The 23,465-nt window shown below is 59.1% G+C and carries 24 protein-coding genes; 12 read left to right on the plus strand and 12 right to left on the minus strand.

Features of this window, described 5'->3' with window-relative positions; all coding sequences use genetic code 11:
* Positions 1–2 precede the first annotated feature (2 nt).
* On the minus strand, positions 3–1,439 hold the full coding sequence (locus N5D61_RS11450) for an NAD-dependent succinate-semialdehyde dehydrogenase (RefSeq protein WP_279892694.1): 1,437 nt from the start codon (positions 1,437–1,439) through the stop codon (positions 3–5).
* A 227-nt stretch (positions 1,440–1,666) separates the two neighbouring features.
* On the opposite strand from N5D61_RS11450, the gene N5D61_RS11455 reads away from it, so the two are divergent.
* Positions 1,667–2,593 carry a LysR family transcriptional regulator gene (locus tag N5D61_RS11455; protein WP_279892696.1) on the plus strand — a complete coding sequence of 309 codons (927 nt, stop codon included), beginning with the start codon at positions 1,667–1,669 and terminating at the stop codon, positions 2,591–2,593.
* 76 nt (positions 2,594–2,669) lie between these two features.
* On the opposite strand, the gene N5D61_RS11460 is transcribed toward N5D61_RS11455, so the two are convergent.
* Positions 2,670–2,936: a DUF2790 domain-containing protein gene (locus N5D61_RS11460; RefSeq protein ID WP_279892698.1), complete on the minus strand. Its 267-nt coding sequence runs from the start codon at positions 2,934–2,936 to the stop codon at positions 2,670–2,672.
* Between the two features lie 665 nt (positions 2,937–3,601).
* On the opposite strand from N5D61_RS11460, the gene N5D61_RS11465 reads away from it, so the two are divergent.
* From N5D61_RS11465 to N5D61_RS11480, 4 genes are all read left to right on the plus strand, one after another.
* Complete coding sequence (locus N5D61_RS11465; RefSeq protein WP_279892700.1) at positions 3,602–4,900, plus strand: fumarylacetoacetate hydrolase family protein; 1,299 nt, start codon at positions 3,602–3,604, stop codon at positions 4,898–4,900.
* Positions 4,897–5,709 (plus strand): MipA/OmpV family protein, encoded by an 813-nt coding sequence (locus tag N5D61_RS11470; RefSeq protein WP_108239014.1) that lies wholly within the window; start codon positions 4,897–4,899, stop codon positions 5,707–5,709. The genes N5D61_RS11465 and N5D61_RS11470 overlap by 4 nt, the downstream gene beginning before the upstream one ends.
* Before the next feature lie 93 nt (positions 5,710–5,802).
* Positions 5,803–6,510 (plus strand): response regulator transcription factor, encoded by a 708-nt coding sequence (locus N5D61_RS11475; protein ID WP_108239015.1) that lies wholly within the window; start codon positions 5,803–5,805, stop codon positions 6,508–6,510.
* Between the two features lie 22 nt (positions 6,511–6,532).
* Positions 6,533–7,810, plus strand: a complete 1,278-nt coding sequence (locus tag N5D61_RS11480) for a HAMP domain-containing sensor histidine kinase (protein WP_108239016.1) — start codon at positions 6,533–6,535, stop codon at positions 7,808–7,810.
* Between the two features lie 467 nt (positions 7,811–8,277).
* Here the strand turns inward: N5D61_RS11480 and N5D61_RS11485 are convergent, their stop codons facing one another.
* Genes N5D61_RS11485 through N5D61_RS11495 form a run of 3 tightly spaced genes read right to left on the minus strand, consistent with a single transcriptional unit; the run spans position 8,278 to position 10,754 of the window.
* The gene (locus tag N5D61_RS11485; protein WP_108239017.1) at positions 8,278–9,240 is read right to left on the minus strand and encodes an SDR family NAD(P)-dependent oxidoreductase; all 963 of its coding nucleotides are present in this window, start codon (positions 9,238–9,240) and stop codon (positions 8,278–8,280) included.
* A 13-nt stretch (positions 9,241–9,253) separates the two neighbouring features.
* Positions 9,254–9,598: an antibiotic biosynthesis monooxygenase gene (locus N5D61_RS11490; protein ID WP_108239018.1), complete on the minus strand. Its 345-nt coding sequence runs from the start codon at positions 9,596–9,598 to the stop codon at positions 9,254–9,256.
* On the minus strand, positions 9,579–10,754 hold the full coding sequence (locus N5D61_RS11495; RefSeq protein ID WP_279892704.1) for a cytochrome P450: 1,176 nt from the start codon (positions 10,752–10,754) through the stop codon (positions 9,579–9,581). Before N5D61_RS11495 ends, N5D61_RS11490 begins: the two co-directional genes overlap by 20 nt.
* A 74-nt stretch (positions 10,755–10,828) precedes the next feature.
* On the opposite strand from N5D61_RS11495, the gene N5D61_RS11500 reads away from it, so the two are divergent.
* A complete protein-coding gene (locus N5D61_RS11500; RefSeq protein ID WP_279892706.1) occupies positions 10,829–11,599 on the plus strand; it encodes a helix-turn-helix domain-containing protein in 771 nt (256 codons plus the stop codon).
* A 291-nt stretch (positions 11,600–11,890) separates the two neighbouring features.
* Here the strand turns inward: N5D61_RS11500 and N5D61_RS11505 are convergent, their stop codons facing one another.
* Positions 11,891–12,664: a helix-turn-helix transcriptional regulator gene (locus N5D61_RS11505; RefSeq protein WP_279892708.1), complete on the minus strand. Its 774-nt coding sequence runs from the start codon at positions 12,662–12,664 to the stop codon at positions 11,891–11,893.
* A 103-nt stretch (positions 12,665–12,767) separates the two neighbouring features.
* Here N5D61_RS11505 and N5D61_RS11510 point away from each other — a divergent pair, with 103 nt between their 5' ends.
* Positions 12,768–13,847, plus strand: coding sequence for a zinc-binding alcohol dehydrogenase family protein (locus N5D61_RS11510; protein WP_279892709.1), 1,080 nt, complete (start codon positions 12,768–12,770; stop codon positions 13,845–13,847).
* Positions 13,848–14,065: 218 nt separating this feature from the next.
* On the opposite strand, the gene N5D61_RS11515 is transcribed toward N5D61_RS11510, so the two are convergent.
* Complete coding sequence (locus tag N5D61_RS11515) at positions 14,066–14,854, minus strand: nucleotidyltransferase domain-containing protein (protein ID WP_279892711.1); 789 nt, start codon at positions 14,852–14,854, stop codon at positions 14,066–14,068.
* A gap of 145 nt (positions 14,855–14,999) precedes the next feature.
* Between N5D61_RS11515 and N5D61_RS11520 the strand changes: the two genes are divergently transcribed.
* On the plus strand, positions 15,000–15,503 hold the full coding sequence (locus tag N5D61_RS11520; RefSeq protein ID WP_279892712.1) for a DinB family protein: 504 nt from the start codon (positions 15,000–15,002) through the stop codon (positions 15,501–15,503).
* 81 nt (positions 15,504–15,584) lie between these two features.
* A complete protein-coding gene (locus N5D61_RS11525) occupies positions 15,585–15,881 on the plus strand; it encodes a hypothetical protein (protein ID WP_279892714.1) in 297 nt (98 codons plus the stop codon).
* 433 nt (positions 15,882–16,314) lie between these two features.
* Here N5D61_RS11525 and N5D61_RS11530 read toward each other — a convergent pair whose 3' ends face one another.
* The 3 genes from N5D61_RS11530 to N5D61_RS11540 form a co-directional block, all read right to left on the minus strand.
* Positions 16,315–16,812 (minus strand): fasciclin domain-containing protein, encoded by a 498-nt coding sequence (locus tag N5D61_RS11530; RefSeq protein ID WP_279892743.1) that lies wholly within the window; start codon positions 16,810–16,812, stop codon positions 16,315–16,317.
* A gap of 137 nt (positions 16,813–16,949) precedes the next feature.
* Positions 16,950–17,657, minus strand: coding sequence for an anti-sigma factor (locus N5D61_RS11535; RefSeq protein WP_279892716.1), 708 nt, complete (start codon positions 17,655–17,657; stop codon positions 16,950–16,952).
* Entirely contained in the window at positions 17,654–18,226 is a 573-nt protein-coding gene (locus N5D61_RS11540; protein ID WP_279892718.1) for a sigma-70 family RNA polymerase sigma factor, read from the minus strand. Before N5D61_RS11540 ends, N5D61_RS11535 begins: the two co-directional genes overlap by 4 nt.
* 169 nt (positions 18,227–18,395) lie before the next feature.
* On the opposite strand from N5D61_RS11540, the gene N5D61_RS11545 reads away from it, so the two are divergent.
* The 3 genes from N5D61_RS11545 (at position 18,396) to N5D61_RS11555 (ending at position 20,269) form a co-directional block, all read left to right on the plus strand.
* Complete coding sequence (locus tag N5D61_RS11545) at positions 18,396–18,923, plus strand: DUF3455 domain-containing protein (protein ID WP_279892720.1); 528 nt, start codon at positions 18,396–18,398, stop codon at positions 18,921–18,923.
* Positions 18,924–19,025: 102 nt separating this feature from the next.
* Positions 19,026–19,574, plus strand: a complete 549-nt coding sequence (locus tag N5D61_RS11550) for a sigma-70 family RNA polymerase sigma factor (RefSeq protein ID WP_279892722.1) — start codon at positions 19,026–19,028, stop codon at positions 19,572–19,574.
* The gene (locus tag N5D61_RS11555) at positions 19,571–20,269 is read left to right on the plus strand and encodes an anti-sigma factor (RefSeq protein ID WP_279892723.1); all 699 of its coding nucleotides are present in this window, start codon (positions 19,571–19,573) and stop codon (positions 20,267–20,269) included. Before N5D61_RS11550 ends, N5D61_RS11555 begins: the two co-directional genes overlap by 4 nt.
* A gap of 35 nt (positions 20,270–20,304) precedes the next feature.
* Here N5D61_RS11555 and N5D61_RS11560 read toward each other — a convergent pair whose 3' ends face one another.
* The gene (locus tag N5D61_RS11560; protein ID WP_279892725.1) at positions 20,305–21,162 is read right to left on the minus strand and encodes an oxidoreductase; all 858 of its coding nucleotides are present in this window, start codon (positions 21,160–21,162) and stop codon (positions 20,305–20,307) included.
* 102 nt (positions 21,163–21,264) lie between these two features.
* Positions 21,265–23,127 carry an alpha/beta fold hydrolase gene (locus N5D61_RS11565; protein WP_279892726.1) on the minus strand — a complete coding sequence of 621 codons (1,863 nt, stop codon included), beginning with the start codon at positions 23,125–23,127 and terminating at the stop codon, positions 21,265–21,267.
* Between the last annotated feature and the right edge of the window lie 338 nt (positions 23,128–23,465).

Consider the following 23,465-nt stretch of genomic DNA (forward strand, 5'->3'; position numbering starts at 1 on the left):
CCTTAAACCTGACTGATGAATTTGTTGGTGAGATAGTGCTCAATGCCTTCGACGCCACCCTCTGAACCGTGACCACTTTCTTTCATGCCGCCGAATGGCAGCTCGGTGGCGACGATGCGGTACTGGTTGATCCCGATCATTCCGGCCTCCAACCCGTCAGCGACATCGATTGCAGTTCGAGCGCTGGAGGTAAAGGCGTAGGCAGAGAGTCCATAAGGAAGGCGATTGGCTTCTTTCAGGCCATCAGCCAAGTCATCGAACGGCATCAGTACAGCGATGGGGCCAAAGGGCTCTTCATGCATGACGCGGGCGTTCATAGGGACATCTGCCAGTACGGTTGGCTGAAAGAAAAAGCCTTCACCTGGCAAGGCCTCACCACCTACCAATACCCGTGCACCTTTCTCGACTGCATCGGCTATCAGCTCTTCCATTTTTGCCAGTTGCCTCGGGTTGGCGAGCGGCCCGACTTGAGTCTCAAGATCCAGGCCATTGCCGATTTTCAGGGCTTTAGTGGCACTGACAAATTGATCAACGAACGTTTGATAGGCGCCACGCTGGATCAGAAACCGGGTCGATGAAATGCATACTTGCCCTGTCCCTCGGAACCGATTGGCGACGCCTTCTACTGCGGCTTTTTCAATGTCAGCGTCTTCAAATACGAGCACGGGGCCGTGGCCACCTAGTTCGAGCGTGATGGGCTTAACGCCGTCGGCAGCGCGGGCAGATAAAAGTCGTCCGATAGGTACCGAGCCTGTAAAGGTGACCTTGCGAATGATCGATGAAGCGATCAGATGACTGGAAACCTGATCTGGAACACCAAAGACCACTTGCAACACCCCTTTTGGAAGCCCAGCATCATCAAGGGCTCGCGCCAGAGCCAGCGCGGTGGAAGGGCTTTCCTCACCAGGCTTGAGGATGACACTGCAACCAGCAGCCAGCGCTGCTGAGAGTTTTCGAGCGGGTGTAATAGCGGGGAAGTTCCAAGGGGTGAACGCAGCAACAGGGCCGATAGCCTGACGCTTCACCAATTGCAGTACGCCAGGACGGTTTGCAGGCACGACGCGTCCATCGATACGGCGGGCGCTTTCGGCAAACCATTCGAAATACTCGGCGGCACGCAACACTTCGTCCATGCTTTCACCCAGAGGCTTGCCTTCTTCTAGCGTCATCTGCGCGGCAATGTGAGGTGCTCGCTCCAGGATAAGATCGGCTGCACGCTTGAGAGTTTTCGCGCGCTTGTCAGGTGTGGTGTGGCGCCATACTTCGAAGCTCAGTCGAGCGGTTTCCAACGCATGATCCAGGTCACCTGCTGTAGCGAGTGGGACACGTCCGATTTCACGACCGGTTGCCGGATTAACCACCGATGCCGTATTGCGTCCATCGGCATTGAGCCATTCACCGTCGATGAAAAGGTAAAGCGAATCGTAGGGAATATTCATGATTTGGCCTTCATTAGTTGTCAGGGATTCGTATGAAATCAAGCGTCTGAGGAGCAATGCTGCGGAGCCTCAAGCGATCCGTGGAACCAAGTCTATGGAAGGTCTGCCTTCTGATTTAGCCAGCCAAAAGTGAATCATTGTTGTGCACAGAGGTAATATCGAGTCCTGAGGTGAGGGTGTAGCATCTGCGGCAATTTCAATAACGCGCAGTCCTACAGGAGCTCAGGATGGACAAGCTTTCCAACATGTCGGTGTACGTGAAAGTCGTCGAGATGGGCAGCTTTACTGCGGTGGCAAACTATATGGACTCCACGGTAGGAAACGTATCCCGTGCAGTTTCTGCGCTTGAAAGCGTGCTCGATGCCCGCTTGATACAGCGCTCGACTCGACGTCTCGCTGTGACGGATGCAGGGCGCAGGTTTTACGAGCGTTGCATCAAGATTCTGGCAGACCTTGAGAGCGCGGAAGCCGAAGCGAGTAATGCCGCACTGAAACCCAGGGGAACGCTGCGGGTGCATTGCGTACCAGGCCTCGCCCGGCAACTCGTCACCGGCGCGGTACTGGAGTATCGCAAGGAGTTCCCGGAAGTCACGGTCGATCTGATGCTGTCACAACGAATGCCGAACCTCCTTGAAGACCAGTTGGATATTTCGATTTTGATTGCCAGGACGTTGCCCGACTCGGCATATGTCAGCCAGAAGATAGGTGTCAGCCATTGTGTGTTGGTAGCGTCTCCAGAATACCTAGAGGAGCATCCTGCGCCCGCTACACCTGCTGATCTCTGCGATCACCAATGCCTGCTGCTGGGAACTGTGGACTATATGAGAGATGAATGGCAGCTAAAGAGCAACTCAGGAGACGCAACGTTCGCCCCGTCAGGGCCAACCTTCAGCGTAAATGATATGGATGCGATGGCGGTCGCCATACGCGAGGGAGCCGGGATCGGCCTGTTGGCTGGATTTACAGCTATTGAGGATTTGCGCTCTAGAAAGCTAGTGCGGGTTTTGCCCGAATACCATACGTATGAGCGCAACGTATATGCCGTATACACATCTCGGCAATCTGTGGACGCGAAGATTACCCGCTTCATTGATGCGCTGAAGGTACGGGTGGGCAGTAAGCTGGCGAGCACTGCTCAGGAACTCATCAACTGAAAGCTTGGAGGAATGTGAATATTTGCGCCTCGGCGATATAACGCTGCGAGGCGCAACAAATGTGCAAAGTCACTGATCAGCCGTTGCTGCAACCATTGCCCATCACTTGATATGCCAGCGTATGCCTTTTGCCCTGAGAGCCTTGATAGGTCATATGCATAGGTACAACTCCGCATACATCCGGTACTTGGTCTTCTGCAATAACTTTGGCGACGTCGAGATGGGTTACATAGCTGTATTGCTCGACAATGGGCTGTTGTGCTTGAGCGCTGACAGCACCTTCTTGCGCCATTGCCGCAGCGCTGAAGCCCAACAGTGCGATGAGAGTAATAGAAGTTTTCATGATGTATTTCCTCAATGCGAGTCTAAATGCTTAGTTAGAAATTTAGTCGATACGCCGCCACGAGTAGTTGGTCGCAATACCAAGCATGAACTTCACAGTTGATTTATCTTTTTGACGTCTGGTGAGAAGGCTTCCCAAGTTGAATCGTGTTTTGCGCCTGCAGGACGAACTTTAGGACTGAGGCTGATGCAGAAATAGACGGGAATCCGGTAAAGACTTTTATGCGTTTGGCCCACAATCGGAAAAATGTCGCTGGATCTCTCAGATTGAGAATGGCCCACTCCGGCTTGGCGACTTGAGCCGCAATTGGCCTCATGCGAATTAGAGGAAGCCCTTGGTATTACCCCCGCTAGCCTGCTTGTTGTCACCTCGCATTGACCGTCTGGAGCTGGTCTAGCCTCTTCGTAAGATGCTGGCTCATCAGGTCCCGGCGCATTGCCAGTCAGGTGCAGCGGGCACGCTGGCCAGGTGTCCGCTTCTGGCCGATTGCAGCCTCCAGCACTCTGCTGAGCTGATCTAACCCCTTGTGAATGATCGACGCCGTAGCAGGAAACTTCTAGCCATGCGTTGCCCCTGAAAGGGTGACGGTTCGACCCCGGACGACAAACCAACGACAGCAGGTCAACAGAATGGGCGCTCCCGATCAGCCCATACCGAGACCTCCCATGTCCCCAAACCGTACCGCCGTACCCGCCTCGAAGCTGGCGTTTCCGCTGGCATTGGTCGTGGCATTTGCGCTGGCATTGCCCATTCCCGGCTGCAGCGCGGCGCCTTCCAGTCTTTCCTCCACAACTTCCCCCGGCCTCGCGCCTGTGGCGACTGCGCATACCTTCGCTCAGGTGCGAAAAGGCACAGTGACCAGCACGCTGCTGGTTATCGCGCGCACTGATGCCAGCGTAACGGCCATTGATTTGAGTGAACTCGCCGGGCTGTACAGCGCCGATGCCTTCGACGTCATCGACCGCTTCGGTGTTGCGCAACTCGATGCGCTGGCAGGGGAGAAGTCCCGCACGCAGACGCATCCGCTGGGACGACTGCTCGGCGTCGGGCCAAGGGGCGTGGCGCATATCGCTGCGGGCACCAATTACCCCGAACACGGCAAAGAAGTGGGCGTCGAGGAAGCATTCCTGTTCCCCAAGATTTCGTCGGCCAGCGGCCCTCGCTCGAAACTAGTCGCGGCGCCGGGCGCTTTGATGGATTACGAGGTTGAAGTGTGTGCACGGTTCGATCGAGAGCTGAGGTCGGTCGCCGACTTCGATGAAGCCCGCAAGGGATTCTTTCTTTGCGGCGACTTCAGCGACCGGGCAACGCTGGTCAGGAACATCAACTTGAAAGATGTCACCTCCGGCGACGGCTTCCCTGACGCCAAAAGCGGCAGCGACCGCTTCCCCGTCGGGCCATTTTTGGTGGTGCCCAAAGACTGGAAAGCCTTTTTGGCCGGAGTGGTTATCGAAACCCATGTCGACGGCGAGCGGCGTCAGCACGCGAACGCGGGTGACATGATCAAGGACCTGCGCATGATCGTTCAGGAAACACTCGCTCAGGCGAAGAAGCGCACGTGGTCGTACCAAGGCGGGCGCATCCCTATGGTCGATCGGCCGGCCATCGCTACCGGTACCGCCGTTCTCACCGGCACGGGCGAGGGCGTGGTGTTCAAGGAACCGGGGCCCGATGTCATCAATGCGCTGATAAGCGCAACCGACCGGGCTCAACAAAGAGGTGTGATCGAAAAATACCTGGCGGCCGAAATTGCCAAGGGCATCTACCTGCGCCCTGGCAACGCCGTGCGGTATTCCAGCAATTACCTGGGCTGGATCGATACCGACGTAATCTCGGCGACACCTTCTGCGGCAATCCATCCGGCACTTCCCGGCGACATTCCAACGACATTCGTGGCTCAGAGTTCTTCCTGCATGCGGCCCCTGGCCTTTCCTCAATCGACTCCATGTCAGGAGATGCAATGAAACCTTCGCTGATTTTATCCTTGACCGTCTGTGTTGCTTCCACCGTCGTCAACGCGCAAACCACGCTCACAGAATCCAGCCCGGTTTTCACTGAACAAGCACAGGAGGCGCGCTGGGGCCTCGGACTTGGCGCCGCATTGTCCAGTGGCGTGTACGCCGGTCAGAACGCGCAACTGACGCCGTTTCCGCTGATCAGTTACGAAGGAGAGCGCTTATTCTGGCGCGGCATTGCAGGCGGCGCTCATCTGTTCGAGCGCGACGGGTTTGCTTTCGACGCAACGCTTTCCGCACGCATGGACGGCATTGATCGATCGGACTTCGGCAGGCGCGAGCTGGCCAAGCGTGGGATCGACCGGTCGTTGCTCAAAGACCGTGATGACGGCGTTGACCTGGGTTTGGCCGGCCGCTGGAGCGGCGCGTTCGGTGAGCTTGAGCTCAATATCAAAAGGGACATCAGCAGCGCGAGCGACGGCTACGAGGCAGGCCTGACCTACGGTTACCCGATTCAGTGGGGCCAGAACAGCCTAACGCCCCACATCGGCGTCGCCCATCTTTCGAAAAAGCTGGCGAACTATTATTACGGTACGCTGCCTGGCGAAACCGCTCGCGGTGTCGTCGACTACCGACCCGGCCGCGCGACCCTTCAACGAGTGGGGCTGGATTACGTCCGGCCATTCGCCGAACGCTGGGCGTTCGTCGCCAATGTGTCGTACGCGCACCTGCCCGGTAAAATCACCGACAGCCCGCTGGTGGACAACGACACCGACGGTTCGATGTCCGCGTTCTTCGGGATATCGCGAGGCTTCTGATCCGCACCGCGCTCCAGCCGGTCGAATAGGCGCAGTGGGTGGCCGATGGAAAACAGGCGCGGCTCTTTCCGCTCCAATTATTGAGCGTCAAGCATGGATAACTCGGTCAAGCAGGCCCTGAGCGTTCTGATCATCGAAGACAACGCTGCCCTGGCTGCCAATATCTACGACTACCTGCGGGCCTGCGGGCATCACCCCGACGCCGCCCCCGATGGGGAGACGGGCCTAAGCCTGTTGGCAAGTGAGCGCTATGACGTCATTGTCCTGGACTGGATGATGCCGCGGATGGACGGGATGACGATGCTGGCCAAGCTGCGCACGACATTGAAATCCCGCATCCCGGTGATCGTCATTACGGCCAAGGATCAGGTTGAGAACAAGATTCAGGGGTTCCTGACCGGCGCGGACGATTACATCGTCAAACCGGTGGCCCTTGCTGAGCTCGAGATCAGGCTGCGGGTGGTCACCCAGCGGGTGAACGGCGCGCAACTGGAATCCCAGGTGTTGGAAGTGGCCGACTTGCGCTTCGACCTCGGCACCTTGCGGGTGACCCGGGCCGGCAAGACCATCCCCATGACCCCTGTGAGACGAACACTGCTGGCATTTCTGATGCGGCGGTCACCCAATCTGGTGCGTCGGGATGAACTAGAATCGCTGATCTGGAATGACCGCGTTCCGGACCATGATGCCTTGCGCTCGCACATGTACATGCTGCGCAAGGCCGTTGATGGCGAGGCTTCACTTAAGCTCATAAAAACAGTGGCGGGCAGCGGTTATCGTCTCCATGCAGCCGATGAATGAGTCAACCCAATGAGGTCAATCCATGGCAGCCAGCAGTCTGAGCCGCAGGATCAGCGCGATCTTTTTCGTCTTCGGCCTGATCCTGGCGGCGGGGCTGACAGTTCAGGGTAACCTGAGCCAACAAATGATCGTGCATCCGGTCTGGCACGAGATTCTGCAATCGAGCACCGACCCCTATGTGTCTGGAGGAGGGCTGATCCCAGGCAAACCTCTTCCCGCTAGCGGCGTGATCCGGGGCTGGCACCTTACCAGCAACGAGGTGCCAGCGGACATGCCCGGCTATTTCGCGCGGCTCGATGCGGGATTCCACGATGAGCATCAACTGGACTTCTACGACAGCGAGCGCAGTTATGCCGTGCTCGTAACGCCGGTGGCAGACGGACGCGTCATCATGTCCGTCGACATCACGGACCTTGAGAGCTATCAGAACATGACTGCGCGAGTGAGCGTGCTCATCGCGCTGCTTAGTGGCGTGATGATTCTGGGGGCGATCCTCTGGATTTACCGCACCATGAAAAGGCCGATGCAGGCGCTCGCGCAGCGAATGGAGCAACTGGACCCGGAACAACCGGCCCAACGACTCGCCACCGACTTCACCTTGAAGGAGCTGCAAGACATAGCGCTTATCGTCAACCGCCATCTGGAGCGGGTAGAGCGCTTTATCGAACGGGAGCGCAGCCTCCTGGACCAGGCCAGCCACGAATTTCGCACGCCTATCGCAGTGATTGCCGGCGCGGTTGACGTGATCAAGTTGTATGAACTGCCACCTGAGGCAGAGCGCCCCCTCGCGCGAATTGAGTCCACGGTCGGCACTCTGAAAGAAATCATGTCGGCGCTGCTCTTTCTGTCCAGAGAGCCAGACCTGACCAGCCCCGTGCAGAGCACTCGGCTGGATACCCTCACTGCCGCGCTGATTGAAGATCATGGGTATTTGCTGCAGGGCTCCGGCGCGGCGTTCGTGATCGATGAGCTCCATCCTGTGGTGCTTGAGTGCCCCGAAGCCATGGTGCGCATTGTCGTCAGCAACCTGTTGCGCAATGCGGCTGAACACAGCCACGAAGGGCCCATCTTGATAAGCCTTGACGCCAACCGGCTCAGCATCGTCAACAGTACCGGCGACTTCGATGCCGCCGAGGCCGCCCGACGTTACACCCGCGCCCTGGGCGATTCGACTAAACAGGGTGGTGGGCAAGGTCTTGGTTTGTTTATCACCCGCCGGATCTGTGAACGGTTTGGCTGGACCATGCTCATTGCTTCGGAGGGTGCGGGTCAAACGGTCGCGAAATTGCGTTTTGCGTAGAGGGTCAATGTAGCTGGAGCCTTCACCGATCGACATCTCCGTGCTACAGACTTATCGCATCCTTAGAGCTGAGTCGAAGCGAGTCAATCATCGCCTGCTCAACAGGTCCTCTAATGGCCCCAAGCTGGGCATCGTCTCTGCATCGCTCCTCTCTGATCCTGATCCGCCAGTTGCAATCAGAGTTCGGTTTCACATTCATTTTTGAGCGATGAACCTCCCCCTGCCGGTTAGGTTATGCGGCGCAGAGGAGGGCGAACTATTGTCAAAGCTCATCGAGCTTTCTGAATGGACGTAACCTTTCGAAGAAGTCGCCTGGCCTATCCCAATTGTTCGTTCAGGGTCTTCGCCCAGTTCTTCCGTCGTGCGCGACAGTGGCGGCAATGGACAGTTTCTCCGCTGCGCAGCCAAAGAAATTTTTCAGCCTCGGACAGATAGCAACGGAGGTGTGGACATTCTGTACCGATCACTCATGTCCTTTCAAAAGCGTCAATACCTGTCAGTCGAGCCGATAGTGCCCAAAGGCGTTCGGCTTGATCAGGGTCGACGGCATAAGGCCGAACGCCGACAAAGGATGGTGGTTCGCTTGCATCCAGCGAAGCGATCTCACAGTCCTCGCAGTAGAGGCCTCCCATGCCATTCAACTGTGGGGCTGTTGCGGCCCAAACTTGGGTTGCCGCACCTTGCTGCGTCGTCTTGAATGTTGGATCGGCAAGGTGGCCGTTGATGTCGAGCCAGCCGGCGGCAATCATCTCATCCTGCGCCAGATGACGCTGAAGTGGAGTGAGAATCTTGCCGGGGTGAAGCGAGAAGGCCCGTACGCCCTCGTCTTGACCGAGTCGATCAAGGTGGACAGCAAACAATGCATTGGCCGTCTTCGACTGCCCGTATGCCAACCACTTGTCGTAGCCCCGCGTAAATTGCACATCGTCCCAACGGATACCCGATTGGTGATGCCCCGCCGATGACACCACTACCACCCTTGCTCGACCCCTGAGCGCAGGCCATAGCAAATTCACGAGGGCGTAGTGCCCCAGATGATTGGTGGCGAACTGTGACTCCCAACCCGCTCCTACCCGCGTTTCTGGGCAAGCCATGACCCCCGCGCTGCCGATCAGGATGTCGACGTGTCGGTCGCTTGCCAGGAAACGCTGAGCGAAGTCACGAATGCTGGTCTGATCGGAAAGATCAAGTCGCTCGATTTCTACATTGGCGATTGCGCTCGTTTTTGCGCGAGCAGCGTCTACATCACGCGCCGCGACAACGACGCGCGCGCCAGCGTTCGCCAGTGCTTTCGTCGTCTCCAGGCCCAGGCCGGAATGCCCCCCGGTGACAATGGCGGTGGTGTTGGATAGATCGCAACCTTCAAGTACCTCTGCGGCGGTGGTTGCCGCGCCGTAACCGGAGTTGATGGGAACCTGTTTGCTGGTCATGGTGAGTCCTCTTTCATTCATGAACTTGTTTGCTGTCGCTCGGCGCTTGATCACGATCCTCAAAACTGTAATCTCGAACTACTTGGGCGACGCGCAGGTGATAGTCATCGAAAACCTGCCTACGGCCTGCTAATTGAGCCGCACGATGCCGCTCAAGGCCGCGCCAACGCTTGATGGCTTCCTCGTCACGCCAAAATGACAGCGAGAGAACCTTTCCCGGTTCACTTAGGCTTTGGAAACGCTCAACCGAGATGAACCCATCCAGCTCTGCTAGCAATGGTTTCAGTTCACCGGCAAGTTCTAGATACCGCTCGTATTGATCCTCATGAGGCCATGCTTCAAAGATAACGGCGATCATTGCTGAGTTCCTGTTCACGATAAAAATGAGGGATGCGACCATTAAGCGAGGGCAAATAACGCCAACGGTAAGGATGAGCAGATAAGGCTGGTTGTAGATGCAGCCATGCCGAAATCGCCTCAGAGGCGATTGCTAATGCAAGTCGCTGGCCGGGACATTGATGTCTTCCTGAGCCGAAGCTGAAGATTCGTCGCTGCGTCCGTTTTACCAAGAGGCTATCGGGGTCCGGGTTCGCGTAGGGATCCCTATTGGCTGAAGCGAGCAACACTAGAACGGTATCACCCGCCTCCAAGACGCAGTCCCCGATGGTGCATCGCTTCGCAACGAATCGCCGGGTGTTTTGCACAGGCGAGTCGTAGCGCGCGACTTCTTCCACGAAGTCTGCAACGAGCGTCAACGTGGGTTGCATGTCTTTAATCAGATCAGGGTCACGATGGAGTGCTACGAGGGTATTGCCGATCAGGCCTGCGGTGGCTTCGCAGGTCTGTGACAAAAGGCCGATCAGGTTAGCAATCAATGCATCATGATCTGTCCAGGCGGAGGCTTCGCACCCGCTCCAGATATGGCTCAAGAAGCGGCTACTTTCATCGCCCTTACTCAGCAGCGCGCTGAATAACTGACTAAGCCGAGTGGCTCCGGAATGAGCTTCGTCGAGTTGAGTGCTGTCGCTTAAGGGTGACAGACAGGCGACAAAATTACGTGTCAGCCTCGCGACTTCCCTTAGCCGGCTGGATGGAAGGCCTATCAAGGCGGCAACGACAGAAACCGGTAACGTGAACATCAACTCATCTAGGTTTTCGACCGGGTTATCGAGGGTCTCGAACACGCGAGACACGACGTTCGCTATGCAATCTGTCTCGACAGAGGCCAAGGCAGGTTCAATAGCCATCCTGGGGCATAGGTGCTTCGGGCCCTCGTTCATGCGCATCAGACGACCGAAAATCACTCCTGCCACACCTTGCGCAATGGCAGGAGGTACCGGCTCGTTTAGCGGACGCACCAGACAGTCAGGATGCCCCAGAATGGCTTCGACAGCTTTGGCACTGCTTGCAATCCATAAACGAAGATCTGCATCGAACAGCAGGCCGTTTTGTCGCCTGAGACCTGAGTAATAAATGTAGGGATCTGAATGGGTAGCGGCTTCAAAAGGTGTCATTCCGGAAGTCCAGTTCACAAAGAACGGCTACTATCGAACATTCTTCATGGTGACGATTCGCTCAGGAACGAAATATGGATGGTCGAAGCATTGACACCGCGATTTCCAGGGTAGCCGGCGCTATTGCCGAATTGGCCAGGACGAAAATGCTCTGTTCGCTGATGGACGGTCATGCCCGTACCAGTACCGAAATGGCCGTCGTCGCCGACGTGAGTGCATCCACGGCGAGCGCGCATTTGGCGAGACTGACAGAGGACGGATTGGTTAGGTTGCACACCCAGGGCAGGCATCGCTACTACAGTCTGGCTGACGCGCAAGTGGCTCAGGCTATCGAGGCGCTCATGGTGATCAGCCAAAACGCAGATACCCGATATGTGAGCACGACCCCAACCCGATTGCAGTTCGCGCGTACCTGTTATGACCACATGGCAGGAACATTGGCTGTGCAACTGCATGACCGTTTCATGGAAGTCGGCTGGTTAACGGTGCCGGCTTCTGGGGAAAGGACGTATCAGCTCACGATGAGCGGCGAAAAAGCCATGACCGATCTCGGTATTGATATAGAAAAAGTAAAGGCACTACGCCGTCGTTTCGCGTGCCCTTGTCTGGACTGGAGCATGCGGCGCCCTCATCTCGCCGGAGCGCTCGGAGCGGCTTTTCTGCAGACGGCCATAAGCCGCAAATGGGTCATCCAGGACCTTGACAGTCGGGCACTCGCATTGACATCCAAGGGACGAAAAGAGCTGTCTGGCCGATTCGGGATCATGCTGGAAAGCGAGAATAAAATACAACGAGCAGGTGATGGTTTGGCTGGGCGCACTGTGCGACGAAGCCACGCGCCCTAGTGCGAATTAAGTCACAGCATTGGTATCGCAAGGATCGTCGCTCAGTAGGCGTCCTGCACCGGCAGCACTTGAGCGAGGAAAGGGAGAGTGCATGTGGCCGACCGACCGCTTCGGGTCGACAGCTGTCCGCTGAAGACGCAGGATCGTGAACCGCTGAGCGTTCATTGTACAAACCAACCATAACGACCCAGGGCAGCCCTGGGTCGTTAGCCGCAGTAGGGTGGGAGTCGGCTCTTGGCCGAAAGCGAACACTCACCGACCAAGCAACTGCAATCCCGCCCCGTCTGTCGCTCAGGCCACCGGCATGTATAACGCCAAGCGCAGCTGAGGTGCATCCGCCGGGTGCATGCTGAGGTATTCGAATGCGCGAAGGATGCCAGACTGGTCGCGCAAGTGTTTGCGCCCTGTGCCTTGGGAGATGATGTCGTGCCGCTGCCACCAAGTGACAAAGCAGGCAGAGGCGTCGTTGAGATCGCCGATGAGGGCGTCGAATGCCTTCGAACCGGCGTGCTGGTCATACAGTCTGCGGAATTTGCCCACCATGCGTTGCGCCTCCTCGGCCCAAGTGTCACCGAAAACCTGCTGGGCCGTGTCATCCAGCAGCATATAGCGCAGCAGGTTGGCGCACTCTCCTGGCTGACCGCCGAAATCACCAAACACCGCAGCTGCTGCATCGTTCCAGGCCAGCAGGTCCCAGCGCTCGTTGACCACGTAAGAGGGGTATTGCCACTGTTCGACTACGCGTGCCAGCGCAGCAGGTATTCGTTGCGCCGGTACAGCAGGTGCGGAGTGGGGCTGGATGAGCAGTTGCAGATGCGCGTACTCAGCCGGCGCGAGGCGTAGCGCGCGGGCCAACGCATCGAGGGTATGTGTCGACGGCGAACCGACTCGGCCCTGCTCCAAGCGCGTGTACCAATCCACGCTGATACCGGCAAGCTCGGCCACCTCTTCACGGCGCAGCCCGAGCGCGCGGCGTCGCAAGCCAGTGGCCAGGCCTACGGCTTCAGGCGTCAAGCCCTCACGGCGGGAGCGAAGAAACAGGCCCAGTTCTCGGCGTCGGCTCATGGCGGAAATATCGAAGGGGGGAGTGGGCAATCCTAGGTTAGGCGCCGCCCTTGTTACAAGCGCTGCCTCGCGCACACTGGCGCTTTGTGAGAAGGAGATAACCATGCGCGCCGCCATTTTGAAATCCTTGAATCAGCCCCTTTTCGTTGAATCCGTCCCTACACCCACCCGTGGCAGCGGCGAAGTATTGGTGGGCGTCGTGGCCGCTCCGGTACTGGCCTATGCAAACGAAGTGTTCAATGGTGCTCGCCGTTACAACATAGAGCTGCCACTCATACCGGGCTGTGGTGCGATCGGTCAGGTGTTGGAAGTAGGGCCGGACGCGACAAGGCTGCGTTGCGGAGACTGGGTGTTCTGTGATCCTACCGTACGTTCTCGGGATGATGCGCTGATGCCGGATATCGTACTCCAAGGCTGGAGCGCTCGCGGTGACGGGGGGCTGCATCTGCATCGTTATTACCACGATGGGCCATTCGCAGAAGTCATGCGGGTGCCCACTGAAAACGCCGTACCCATTGGCGATATCCAGACAGGAGACGCTCCCGCGTGGTGCGCCCTCAATACCTTGCTCATCCCTTATGGAGGCTGGCTGGCGGCAGGCCTGAGACCCGGAGAAACTGCACTGGTCAGTGGCGCGACCGGGCACTTTGGCAGTGCAGCCGTTCTTGTGGCGCTTGCGATGGGGGCTGCACGCGTTGTGACGCCCGGGCGCAATGCCGATACCCTTGCCGACCTGCTACGACGGTTCGGTGATCGGGTAGTGCCCGTGGTGCTCAGCGGCGACGAGGCCCGTGACCGGGATGCGATGCAGGCTGCTGCGCAGGGGCCCATCGATTGCGTCATGGACATACTCCCACCCTCCGTCACAACGTCCACGGTACGTGCGGCGGTCATGGCGGTACGGCCCTATGGCCGAGTTGTTTTGATGGGCGGCGTTGGCATGCTGGGCGGTGATGACCTGGCGTTGCCCTATCCTTGGCTGATGCGCAATAACATTACCCTGACAGGCCAGTGGATGTACCCGCGTAGCGCAGTGGCTACCCTTGTGGGCCTGATCCGCGCACACCTGCTTCCGCTGAGTCACTACGCGGTCAGCACCTTTCCTCTAGCATCAGTCAATGAAGCAGTCGAACATGCCGCGAGTAACGCAGGTGCTTTTCGCATGACCGTGCTTCAACCCTGAGTATTTCGAAAATTCAAACTGCTCTGTGGCTACTCATGCTATGAGCGATTTGAGTCGGCTTTTGGCTCACTCCCATTGCTCATCAGCATAGGGGGAGGCTGCCAACGTCTGCTGTCGATCCGGAGCGGACGGTCAAAGTGAACGGGTGCGCATTGCTTTGACGATCCGTCATCGGTTTTTCAAACGATTTATTTCCCTAGGCACCTCATACTGGCACCTCATCCCCAGGTTTCTTTGAGTACAGTTCGAAACAGCTCCGAAAGTAATGGCTCGACGTCTTTGCGCTCGGTGCGTATAGGCTTAATCGACTCAAGTCGATTCAGTTCACGCTCAATGAATTGTTGGATGGGAGTGATCTGGGGTGATAACCCCATCTCCGGAGACGCGCGCTTGATCGCAAGCAATTCATCAATGGCCTGCTGGAGCCCGGACTCTCGCTCGATGACACCGCGCAGCTTCTCAAACTCTATGGGGGCAGGTGTACCAAACTGCTCAAGCCACCGCACCGATAACAGCGGGCGCAGAACGTAGAAGTATTTTTTCATCGGTACCTGAGGGGCCTGCAAATATCCCCTATAGTTGGTTTTGGCCATGCTGCGATAGTGGTAGATGCCCCTCTCCACCGAATACACCTGCGGCAATAACTCCTTTGCCCGCTCGTGGAAACAGCCAGCATGCTCGTAAATGATGGTCGACTGTATCCACTCCACAAAGCCTGGATTGGACTTCCAGAATAGCCTGAGTGCCTTACGTAGATCCCAGCCACTGATATCCATGTCGTCAATGATCGGATACTCAATGACGTCGCGTTGCTCCTCGAGGCCGACAGAGAGATACCACTCGGGTTTATTTACGTAGATGAAGCGTGCGTCGTAGTCGCTGTTGGGAGAAGCAAAACCCCAGGCACGACTGCCAGACTCAATAGCTAAAAGAACTTTTACGTCATGCTCGTTCTCAGCACGACGTAGCCGGTCTCGAACCTCTTCTTGAACAACGATAGAAACCATGAGCCAACTCTAATTAGACGATGTTTCGAGTGCACGCTACTCATACCGCGGGGGGCTGTCCAGCGTCCGCTTTTGGCCGTTAGCTGCCGCCTGCACGGCAGTGCTACCCTTTCGCCGGAATTCAATCCACGCGTAGGAAGCGAAAATGTTGGAGGATGCATACCGTTATAAAGTGTGGGCCGATGATCGCACCTTGGCCGCGTTGGCAGACTTCGAACACAAAAATCCGGCCTCGCCAGGGTTGGCATTCATGCGCCAACAGCTCAACCATATGGTCATTGTCGAGGAGCTGTTCAAAGCCCGCCTGCTGGGCGAGCGAGCGCCACATCCGGCAACCAATACCGAGGTCGTTCCTGACCTGCACGTGCTTACGCAGCGGCTGACTGCAAGCAACGCCTGGGCTACCGATTACCTGACGCGCCTTGCCTCGACGGAGCTTTGCAGCCCCTTAAGCTTTGTGTTTGCGGACGGGCAGCACGGGACGATGACGCGCCAGGAAATCTTCTTCCACCTGATCAACCACGGCACCTACCACCGGGGCGCGATTGGCCATGCCCTGGATCTGGGCGGCGGCAAACGTCCGGCCGATACCTACAGCGTGTTCATTCATGGCGTCGAGCCGCAGCGTCGCCAGCGGGCCGGTGGGTAGACGCTTCTGTTCATGAGCCTTGGAAGGTTGCTGGTGGGGAATTTTTTGGCTTCCCTGCACCGATAAATGAGAGAAGAACTTATGCAAGCGTTTGAAATTGTCGGCTTGCTGACTGACTTGAAAGCGATTTACCACAATGAGAAGTGCAACGATTTTGACGGTGGTATCGATGCGACTGTCCAGATTTTAAAAGAAAATCCTGCAAGCAATAGCGACGAATGGGATCAGGCCGCTTCTATTTATCGAACAATGGCCGGATCGAAGTCGGGTTTTTCTGACGTCTATGTCGCTGGAGACGATGCCGAGCAGCGAGTCGCTGCAAACGCTAGGCTGGATTCGATCAGAGAAATGTTGTGGCGGATTTTCACCCGAGCATGATGGCCACCCGTTTCTGAGCGCGAGCAGGTTCGGAAAACAGGGGGGCGATAACGAGTCAAAAGCAGCGGGTACGAAATCAACGATTAGTGTCGTTCGACACTTGCCAATCGATTACCTATGTCCCTGCAGAGACGTCGCATGGATGAATAAGCATCGTGCACAGGAGAGGCTCGGACCTTTCCAGTGCTCAGGCGGCTCCCCCAATCATCCCTCTTCTAGCAGTTTGTAATGGCCCACTCGCTCCAAACACCCATTCAGGCGCAGAGCGGCCTGTCTGGTGCTCGATCCTGCCGCTGAAAAAGCCCGTCAAGGGATGAGAAGTCTCTTGTGTCCGTCCACGAATAGGGGACGATGGTTCGACGGCGGTCTGTCGTGGCCGACACCACACGACCTGAAGCGGACACCCCCCTGATGTCCGCCTCGCTGTATGCGCTTACTTGGGCATCAGCACGGTGTCGATGACATGAATGACGCCATTGGCCTGCATGACATCGGTGATGGTGATAGCGGCCTTGCTGCCTTTGGCATCCATCACCCAGAGCTTTCCACCGTGCATCATGACGGTCAGCGGCTCGCCTTGGACGGTTTTGAGCATCACTTTGCCGCCGTGAGCCTGAGCATCTGCCATCAATTGCTTGGCGGTCAGTGTGCCGGGCACTACGTGGTACGTCAGAATCTTGGTCAAGTCAGCCTTGTGTTGCGGCTGCACTAGGGTGTCGACGGTACCGGCAGGCAGCTTGTCGAATGCCTCGTTGGTCGGTGCGAAGACCGTGAAAGGCCCTTTGCTGTTGAGTGTGTCGACCAAGCCCGCAGCTTTCACTGCAGCCACCAGTGTGGTGTGGTCGTTGGAGTTCACCGCGTTCTGGACGATGGTCCTGTCCGGAAACATCGCGGCACCTCCCACCATCGGCGGGCTGGCGGCGAAGCTCATGGACGCCCCCAGACACAGAACGGCAAGGCTGGTAGCGGCAATGCGGTGCATGATTTTAAGCATGATGCGTCTCCTGGATTCTTCGACCCTTCGGATGAAGGTGAAAGATATACGCAGCAGGCGCCTGAACGGATGCATCACAACGTCGATATTTTTCCTTGGGCGATCACGGGGCCGGTAGGAAGACCGGTTGGCGAGCCGTTCGGCGGCTCCAACGACACCGCCAGCGCCGCCCCCTTGGTGATCGCTCCGACCAGTTCCGCCGGTATGTTCAGTGCGGCGGGCGCGTTCGGCGGCAACAGGCCGAGGGAACGCGGTTTCCCATCTCCCGCGATGATCCAGGCTTGGGCGCTGCGACCCTGCCAGGTCGTAGCTCCCGTGGGTACGAACACCACAGTTTGCGCCCCAGGTTGCACCGTTGCGGCGAACAGCAGGTGGCCGTCGTTCTGTTCCAGGCGGGCGAGCATCGCGGGGGCTGCAGGGTGGCCAGGCTGGACCCAGGGAAGCAGGCTGACCAGCAAGCACGCCGCCAACGCGGCGCAAGCCCATCGCCAGAAACCGGGATTACGCCATAGCCCTGGTCTTTTTTCCGCCTCGGAGATACGGGTCGCAAACAGTCGCTGATCGATTGCCTCCCATACAGAGGCGGGGGGCCTGACTTCAGGCAACTGTCCAAGCCAGCCGTCGAAATGAGACTGCCAGGCTGAAATCGCGGCGCGAACCGTGGAATCGCGTGCCGCCAGGGCCTCGACCCGGGCACGCTCCTCGCTGGCAAGCACGCCCAGCACGTATTCCGCTATCAAGGTGTCGCGGTCGTCGGTTGGCGGCAAATCGTTCTCGTTCATAGCCCCAGACACCTCCCCAGGCGCTGCAGTCCACGTCGGATCCAGCTTTTCATGGTGCCCAGCGCGATGCTATGCCGTTCGGCCAGTTCGGCATAAGAACAGCCCTCGAAAAAGGCGAAGCGGATATAGCGCCGTTGCGCTTCTTCTAACGTCTCCAGGCAGCGGTCGATGGCGCTCCCCTGACGCTCGCGTTCGACACTGTCGACGACCGTGTCCCCGGCGGTTAACTGCGAGAAGGTGTCCAGAGGCTCGTGCACGCGTCGAGCGCGGCGCCGGTCGATGGCTTTGTGTCGAGCGATGCTCGCCATCCAGGTGCTGGCGCTGGCCAGCGTCGCATCGAAGCTGGAAGCCTTGAGCCACACGCTGACGTACACCTCCTGCAGAACCTCTTCGGCCTCGGCGCGGTTGGCCAGGTAATGCAGGCAGATGCCGAACAACCGAGCGGAGGTGGCCCGATACAGCGTTTCGAACGCCCATCGGCTGCCGCCAGCACAGGCCTTCACCAAGACATTCAGCGCCGGGGGATCGTCGTTCTCCAGGGCATGCGCTGCATCCGAACTGTTGGGCAAAGGGCTATCTCCTGCGACCTATGCATCCACTCTAGCCTGCTTTGCCAGTGCCGCTGAACAGGGAGGGCGAAAGTTTTTTTCAAGCCCTGCATCCAAAGCGCTGGTTGGCGGGTAATGGTAATGGGCGGCCGGTGCTGCCCAGCCAAATGACCTGTCAGGAGCTCTGCCCATGAATATCAACACCACTGCCTGCCTCTTCGCCTGCAGCCTCGCCCTCGGTCTGCAGACTGCGCACGCCCAGTCCACCCTGCCCGATGCCGTCAAGGTTCCCGACGGTCACAGTGTCATGCTGGAAACCGTGGGTGTCGGCGAGATCACCTACCAGTGCCGTGATAAAGCGAACACCCCCGGTCAGACCGAGTGGACCTTCGTCGGCCCCAAAGCGGTGCTGAACGACCGCGCGGGCAAACCGGTAGGCGACTATTTCGGCCCACCGGCGACCTGGCAGGCAAAGGATGGTTCGAAAGTCACCGGCACCCAGTTGGCGGTGGCGAAAGCGGCTGAGGGCGACTTGCCTTACCAGTTGGTCAAGGCCAATCCGGCCGAGGGCAAGGGCGCAATGCAGGGCGTCAGTTACATCCAGCGCTTGGCCACCCGCGGGGGCGTGGCGCCCACGAGCGCATGCACCGCGCAGAACAAGGGCACACAGGAGGTCGTCAACTACCAGGCAGACTATGTGTTCTGGACAGCCAGGTGAATGACGAGTAGGCAGACGCCTTGCCTTTCATCTTCTACGCTCTTGGGCAGCCCCCGGCTGGATGGCCGGGGCACCCTGTCATGTACAAGGACATCGCACACGTTGAATTCGCCCGCCGTTTCCTTTGATTTCCATCGCTGCCTCGAGGCCTGTGCACAGGGCGACCGGAGCGCCCTGCAGGCGCTGTACGATCACGAAGGAGCGCGCATGCTGGGTGTGGCGCGGCGTATCGCCCGGGACGACGCCATCGCCGAAGACATTGTCCACGACGCGATGATCCGTATCTGGACCCGTGCCGCCAGCTACGATCCCGCCCGGGGCTCGGCGCGAGGTTGGATTTACAGCATCACGCGGCATCTGGCACTGAACGCGATACGAGATACGCGGCGGGAAACCCCGTTGGACGAGTCCGGCATCGACAGTCTGGCCACGGTGCCTGGAACCGATGACGACCGAGCGCTGTGGTCCGGGTCGGCGAAGATTTACCGTTGCCTCGAGCAACTGCAACCCGCACCGCAGCGCTGCATCCTGCATGCCTACGTGGACGGCTGCAGCCATGCCGAGATTGCTGGTCTGCTGGGGGCGCCTCTGGGGACCGTGAAGGCCTGGATCACGCGCAGCCTCAAAGCGCTGCGGGAGTGTCTCGAATGAAGTCCGAATCCCTGGAAGCGCTGGATGCACTGGCGGGCGAATATGTATTGGGAACGCTGTCGGCCGAGCAGCATGACGACGTGACCGAACGCCTGCGCACCGATGCTTCGCTGCGCGACGCCGTGGATGCGTGGGAGGCGCGTTTGCTCGAACTCACCTCGCTGGCGGCACCTCTGCCACCCAGCGCCCGTTTGTGGGGCCGTATCCAGCGCAGCCTCGCTGAGCTTGCCACGCCGTCAACGCCGCCACGAGTCCGTGGGTGGCAGCGCTTGGGGCTGTGGCAAGGGCTGAGCGCGGCAGGGCTTGCGGCGAGCCTGGTGCTGGCACTCACACTGCTGACCGCGTCCCCCGTCACCACCCAATATGTCGTGGTGTTGGTCGCCCCCACCAGCCAGGCGCCGGGTTGGGTGGTCCAAGCCAACGATGACCGATCCATCGCGCTCCTTCCGTTGGCTCAGGATTCGGTTCCCGACGGCATGGCGTTGCAGTTCTGGACCAAGGGCGAGCAGTGGCGCGCGCCGGTTTCACTTGGGCTGGTCAAGCCAGGGACCTCCAACCGCGTTCCGCTGGACAGGCTGCCTCCTCTGGAACCCAACCAGTTGTTCGAGTTGACCTTGGAGAAAGCCGGTGGCTCCCCGACCGGATTGCCCACCGGCCCGATCAAGTTCATTGGTCGGGCGGTAAAAGTGATATGAGGTCTTTTCGGGGCGTGCGTCGGGGCGGGTTCCGATCAGCGAGCCTTCGGAGAGTGCCCGGCAGATTCGAAATCCGTCTGGCTTGCCACGCTTCGCCACGCCGCGGTGTCGGCTTCGAGCGAGGCGATTTTCTTGTCGATGATGTCGAACACCACCGCCCCGACCGGGAGGTGCAGCGGTGGGTGAGGGCTGTCCACCGCCGCCAGGATCACGCGGGCGGCTTTTGCCGGGTCACCGCTTTGCTGCCCGTCTCGGGTCCTGCTGTATTGGCGCTTGGTTCCGGCCGTCTCGGCATAGAAGGGAAGCTCCTGCGCCGCGAGCACCACTGAACGGCCAAGAAACGCTGTACGAAACGGCCCTGGCTTGGCGATGATGACGGCTATGCCCAGCGGGCCCACTTCCTGGGCCAGCGCTTCTGACAGACCTTCCACCGCGAACTTGCTCGCGTTGTAGTAGCCGTATCCCGCCGAGCCGGACACCCCCGCTCCGGATGACAGGTTGACGATCCTCCCGTTGCCTCGCTGGCGCAGGGCGGGCAACGCCGCCTTGGTCACTTCGATCAGGCCGAACACGTTGGTATCGAACAACGCCCGGTATTCGTCAGGCGAGCCTTCTTCGACGGCGCCAATCATGCCGTAGCCCGCATTGTTGACCAGCACGTCCAGGCCGCCGAACGCTTCTTGCGCCACCGCGACCGCGCTCACCGCCGTGTGGGGGACGGTGACGTCAAGATGAGCGACTCGCACGTGTTCGGGGTAGCGCTGCTCCAAGTCTCGAAGCGTCTCGACATTGCGAGCAGTCGCAACCAATCGGTCGCCGCGTTCCAGCACCGCCTGTGCCAGCGCATGGCCGAGGCCATTCGAGCAGCCGGTAATCAACCAAGTCTTCCTCATCGCATGTATCTCCTGCAAACGTGCCGAAGGCGTGTGCATCGGTCTGATGGCACAGGCCGGGGAAAATGAATTGGGCCGGTCGATGACCGACCTGTCGGTGGTTCATGCGGGCTCGGCGGCCTTCACGGCATCGGCGAGCCATCGCGTCACCACCGCAAACGACGCGTCGGAATTACGCTCGTAAATCAAGCCATGCCCGTTACCGCGGATGCCTAATGCAGGCAGGTCCAGGTGATCGACCCTTGCGCCGGCGTTGTGCAGGAACGGCACGATACTGGACGCAAAGGTGGCGAATACCGACGTTTCGCCTGTCAGCAGTGCGACCGGCAAGCCCTCCAGGGCAGGAATTTTCAGCGTGGATGGGGCCGCTTTCCGGACCTGTTCCGGCGTCTCGTGAGGTGGGTCGAACGTAATGGGCGCTGCCGTCAGGCCCCAATCCAGCGTGCCGATACCTGGTGTTTGGCCAAACACCGGGCCCATCGGCTCAACCGCCACGATCGCAACCACGTGGTCGGGGCGACGGTCGGCCACCAGCCAGCCGAGGGGACCGGAGGCTGAATGGGTGACAACGATGGCCTTGCCGATTTTGTCGAGCAATTGCGCCAACCGGTCAGCGTCCAGGGCCTGGCCAGCCGCCAGGTCGGCCGGCATCGGTCCGTAGGCGGCGATGAACGCATCGAAGGCAGCCTCATCGTCTGGCGCGAACGGCCATTGGGTTTCACCGCCGCCCTCTGGGAAATACACCTCGCGCCCACGTTCGTAGGAAAACGCAGGGCCCATCGGCCCCATGATGTCTGGGTGATAAGGCGAACGACCGTGGCCCGGGCGGTCTACGCGAAACACCACGAAGCCCGCTTCGACGAACCGCTGCGCCCAACCTGGCCGGCCGTCGGGTGTATCCAGCCACTCGGTACTTTGCAGCGTTCCGCCATGAACCAGCACGACAGGGTAGGGCTGAGTGACGAACTCGGGCGCCTCCCAAGCCACGTACATGGGGCCTTTCTGGTAATGCTTGCCGTTTTGGGTGACGCGCGGCCCAGTGATCCAGAAATGGCCACGGCGGGAGCGGGTCACGGCTGCTGTGAGCCATGGTTGCTCGGACGCCTGCGCCGAACGGGTGACGGTTTCCGTGGCGAACGACGACCAGTCCTTGTGCCCTAGCCCATGGGCCAGCGCCGCGGTCATCTTCGAGCGGACCGCATCGGCGCCCGGTAAACCGAGGTCCTTGCGAAGGGCGGCATCGATGGCCAGGTTGATGTCCTTGAGCCCCAAGGCCAGTTTGAAGCCTGGCTCATAGGTGCCGTTGACGATGTTCTGCCCGTAACGCTGATAACTGGGGCTGGGGAACTGGGTCTGGGTCATCAATTCGATGAAAGCGGCCGGGCTCAATCCGTAACGCTCGGCGAGGGCAGTCGCCTCACCCAGTGACTGGATCGCATGGGTAATCATCATGTTGCCGGCGATTTTCGCGATGCAGGCCTGAACCGGGTAGGCGCCAAGGCGCCAGGTCTTCTTCCCCAGCACATCGAAGATCGGCTGGACCGTGGCGATCGCTGCAGGCGACCCTGCGGCCATGATGTTCATCTCACCCCGTGCTGCCACGGCCGGCACGCCGAACACGGGCGCGGCGACCAGTGCGACACCCGCGTCAAGATGGAGGGCTTGCAGCTCTTCGATGAGCAGCGGCGAGAGCGTCGACATCACAATGTGAATGCACGCCTTGTCCGCACCCATCAGTGCCCCGGAAGTCAGTAGCACCTCCCTGACGGCGCGATCATCGGCCAGCATGCTGATCGCGACGTCTTCCTGAAACGCGGCCGCCGGTGAATCCAGGGCTATCACGCCTTGCAGGTCGACCAGCGCATCAGCGCTGCGGTTCCAGGCTGACACGCGATGGCCGGCCTCGATGAGCAATGGAATGATGGCGCGGCCCATGCTGCCCGTTCCGATAAAGCCAATGTTCATTTTCAATCCTCCGGTTTGCAGGTTGCGTCACTTGCATGCGATTGAGTATGTGAGTTCGGCGCGGGCTGCGGGACTGCCATCCGTGCAACTTCTGCGTTCATTTTTGTACGAGGGCGCAAGGTCGTTGATGTCTGTCGGATGCTTGCGCGTTGAGCGACCTGCGCGATGTCGGATGGGCACCGCCAGCGAAGGCTGGCGGGCGCGAGGAAGGGGGAGGGGCTGAATGTTGTTCAGGTCGACCGGACGGCGGCGACGGCAGGTAGAGCGGCGGGTTGCCGCACCCCATCGGTCCGGTTTACAGCGAGCTGATCCATTGGCGAGGGTCACGCAAACGACGC

It is taken from the genome of Pseudomonas sp. GD03842 (genome assembly GCF_029841165.1).
In the GTDB taxonomy this organism is placed as follows: domain Bacteria; phylum Pseudomonadota; class Gammaproteobacteria; order Pseudomonadales; family Pseudomonadaceae; genus Aquipseudomonas.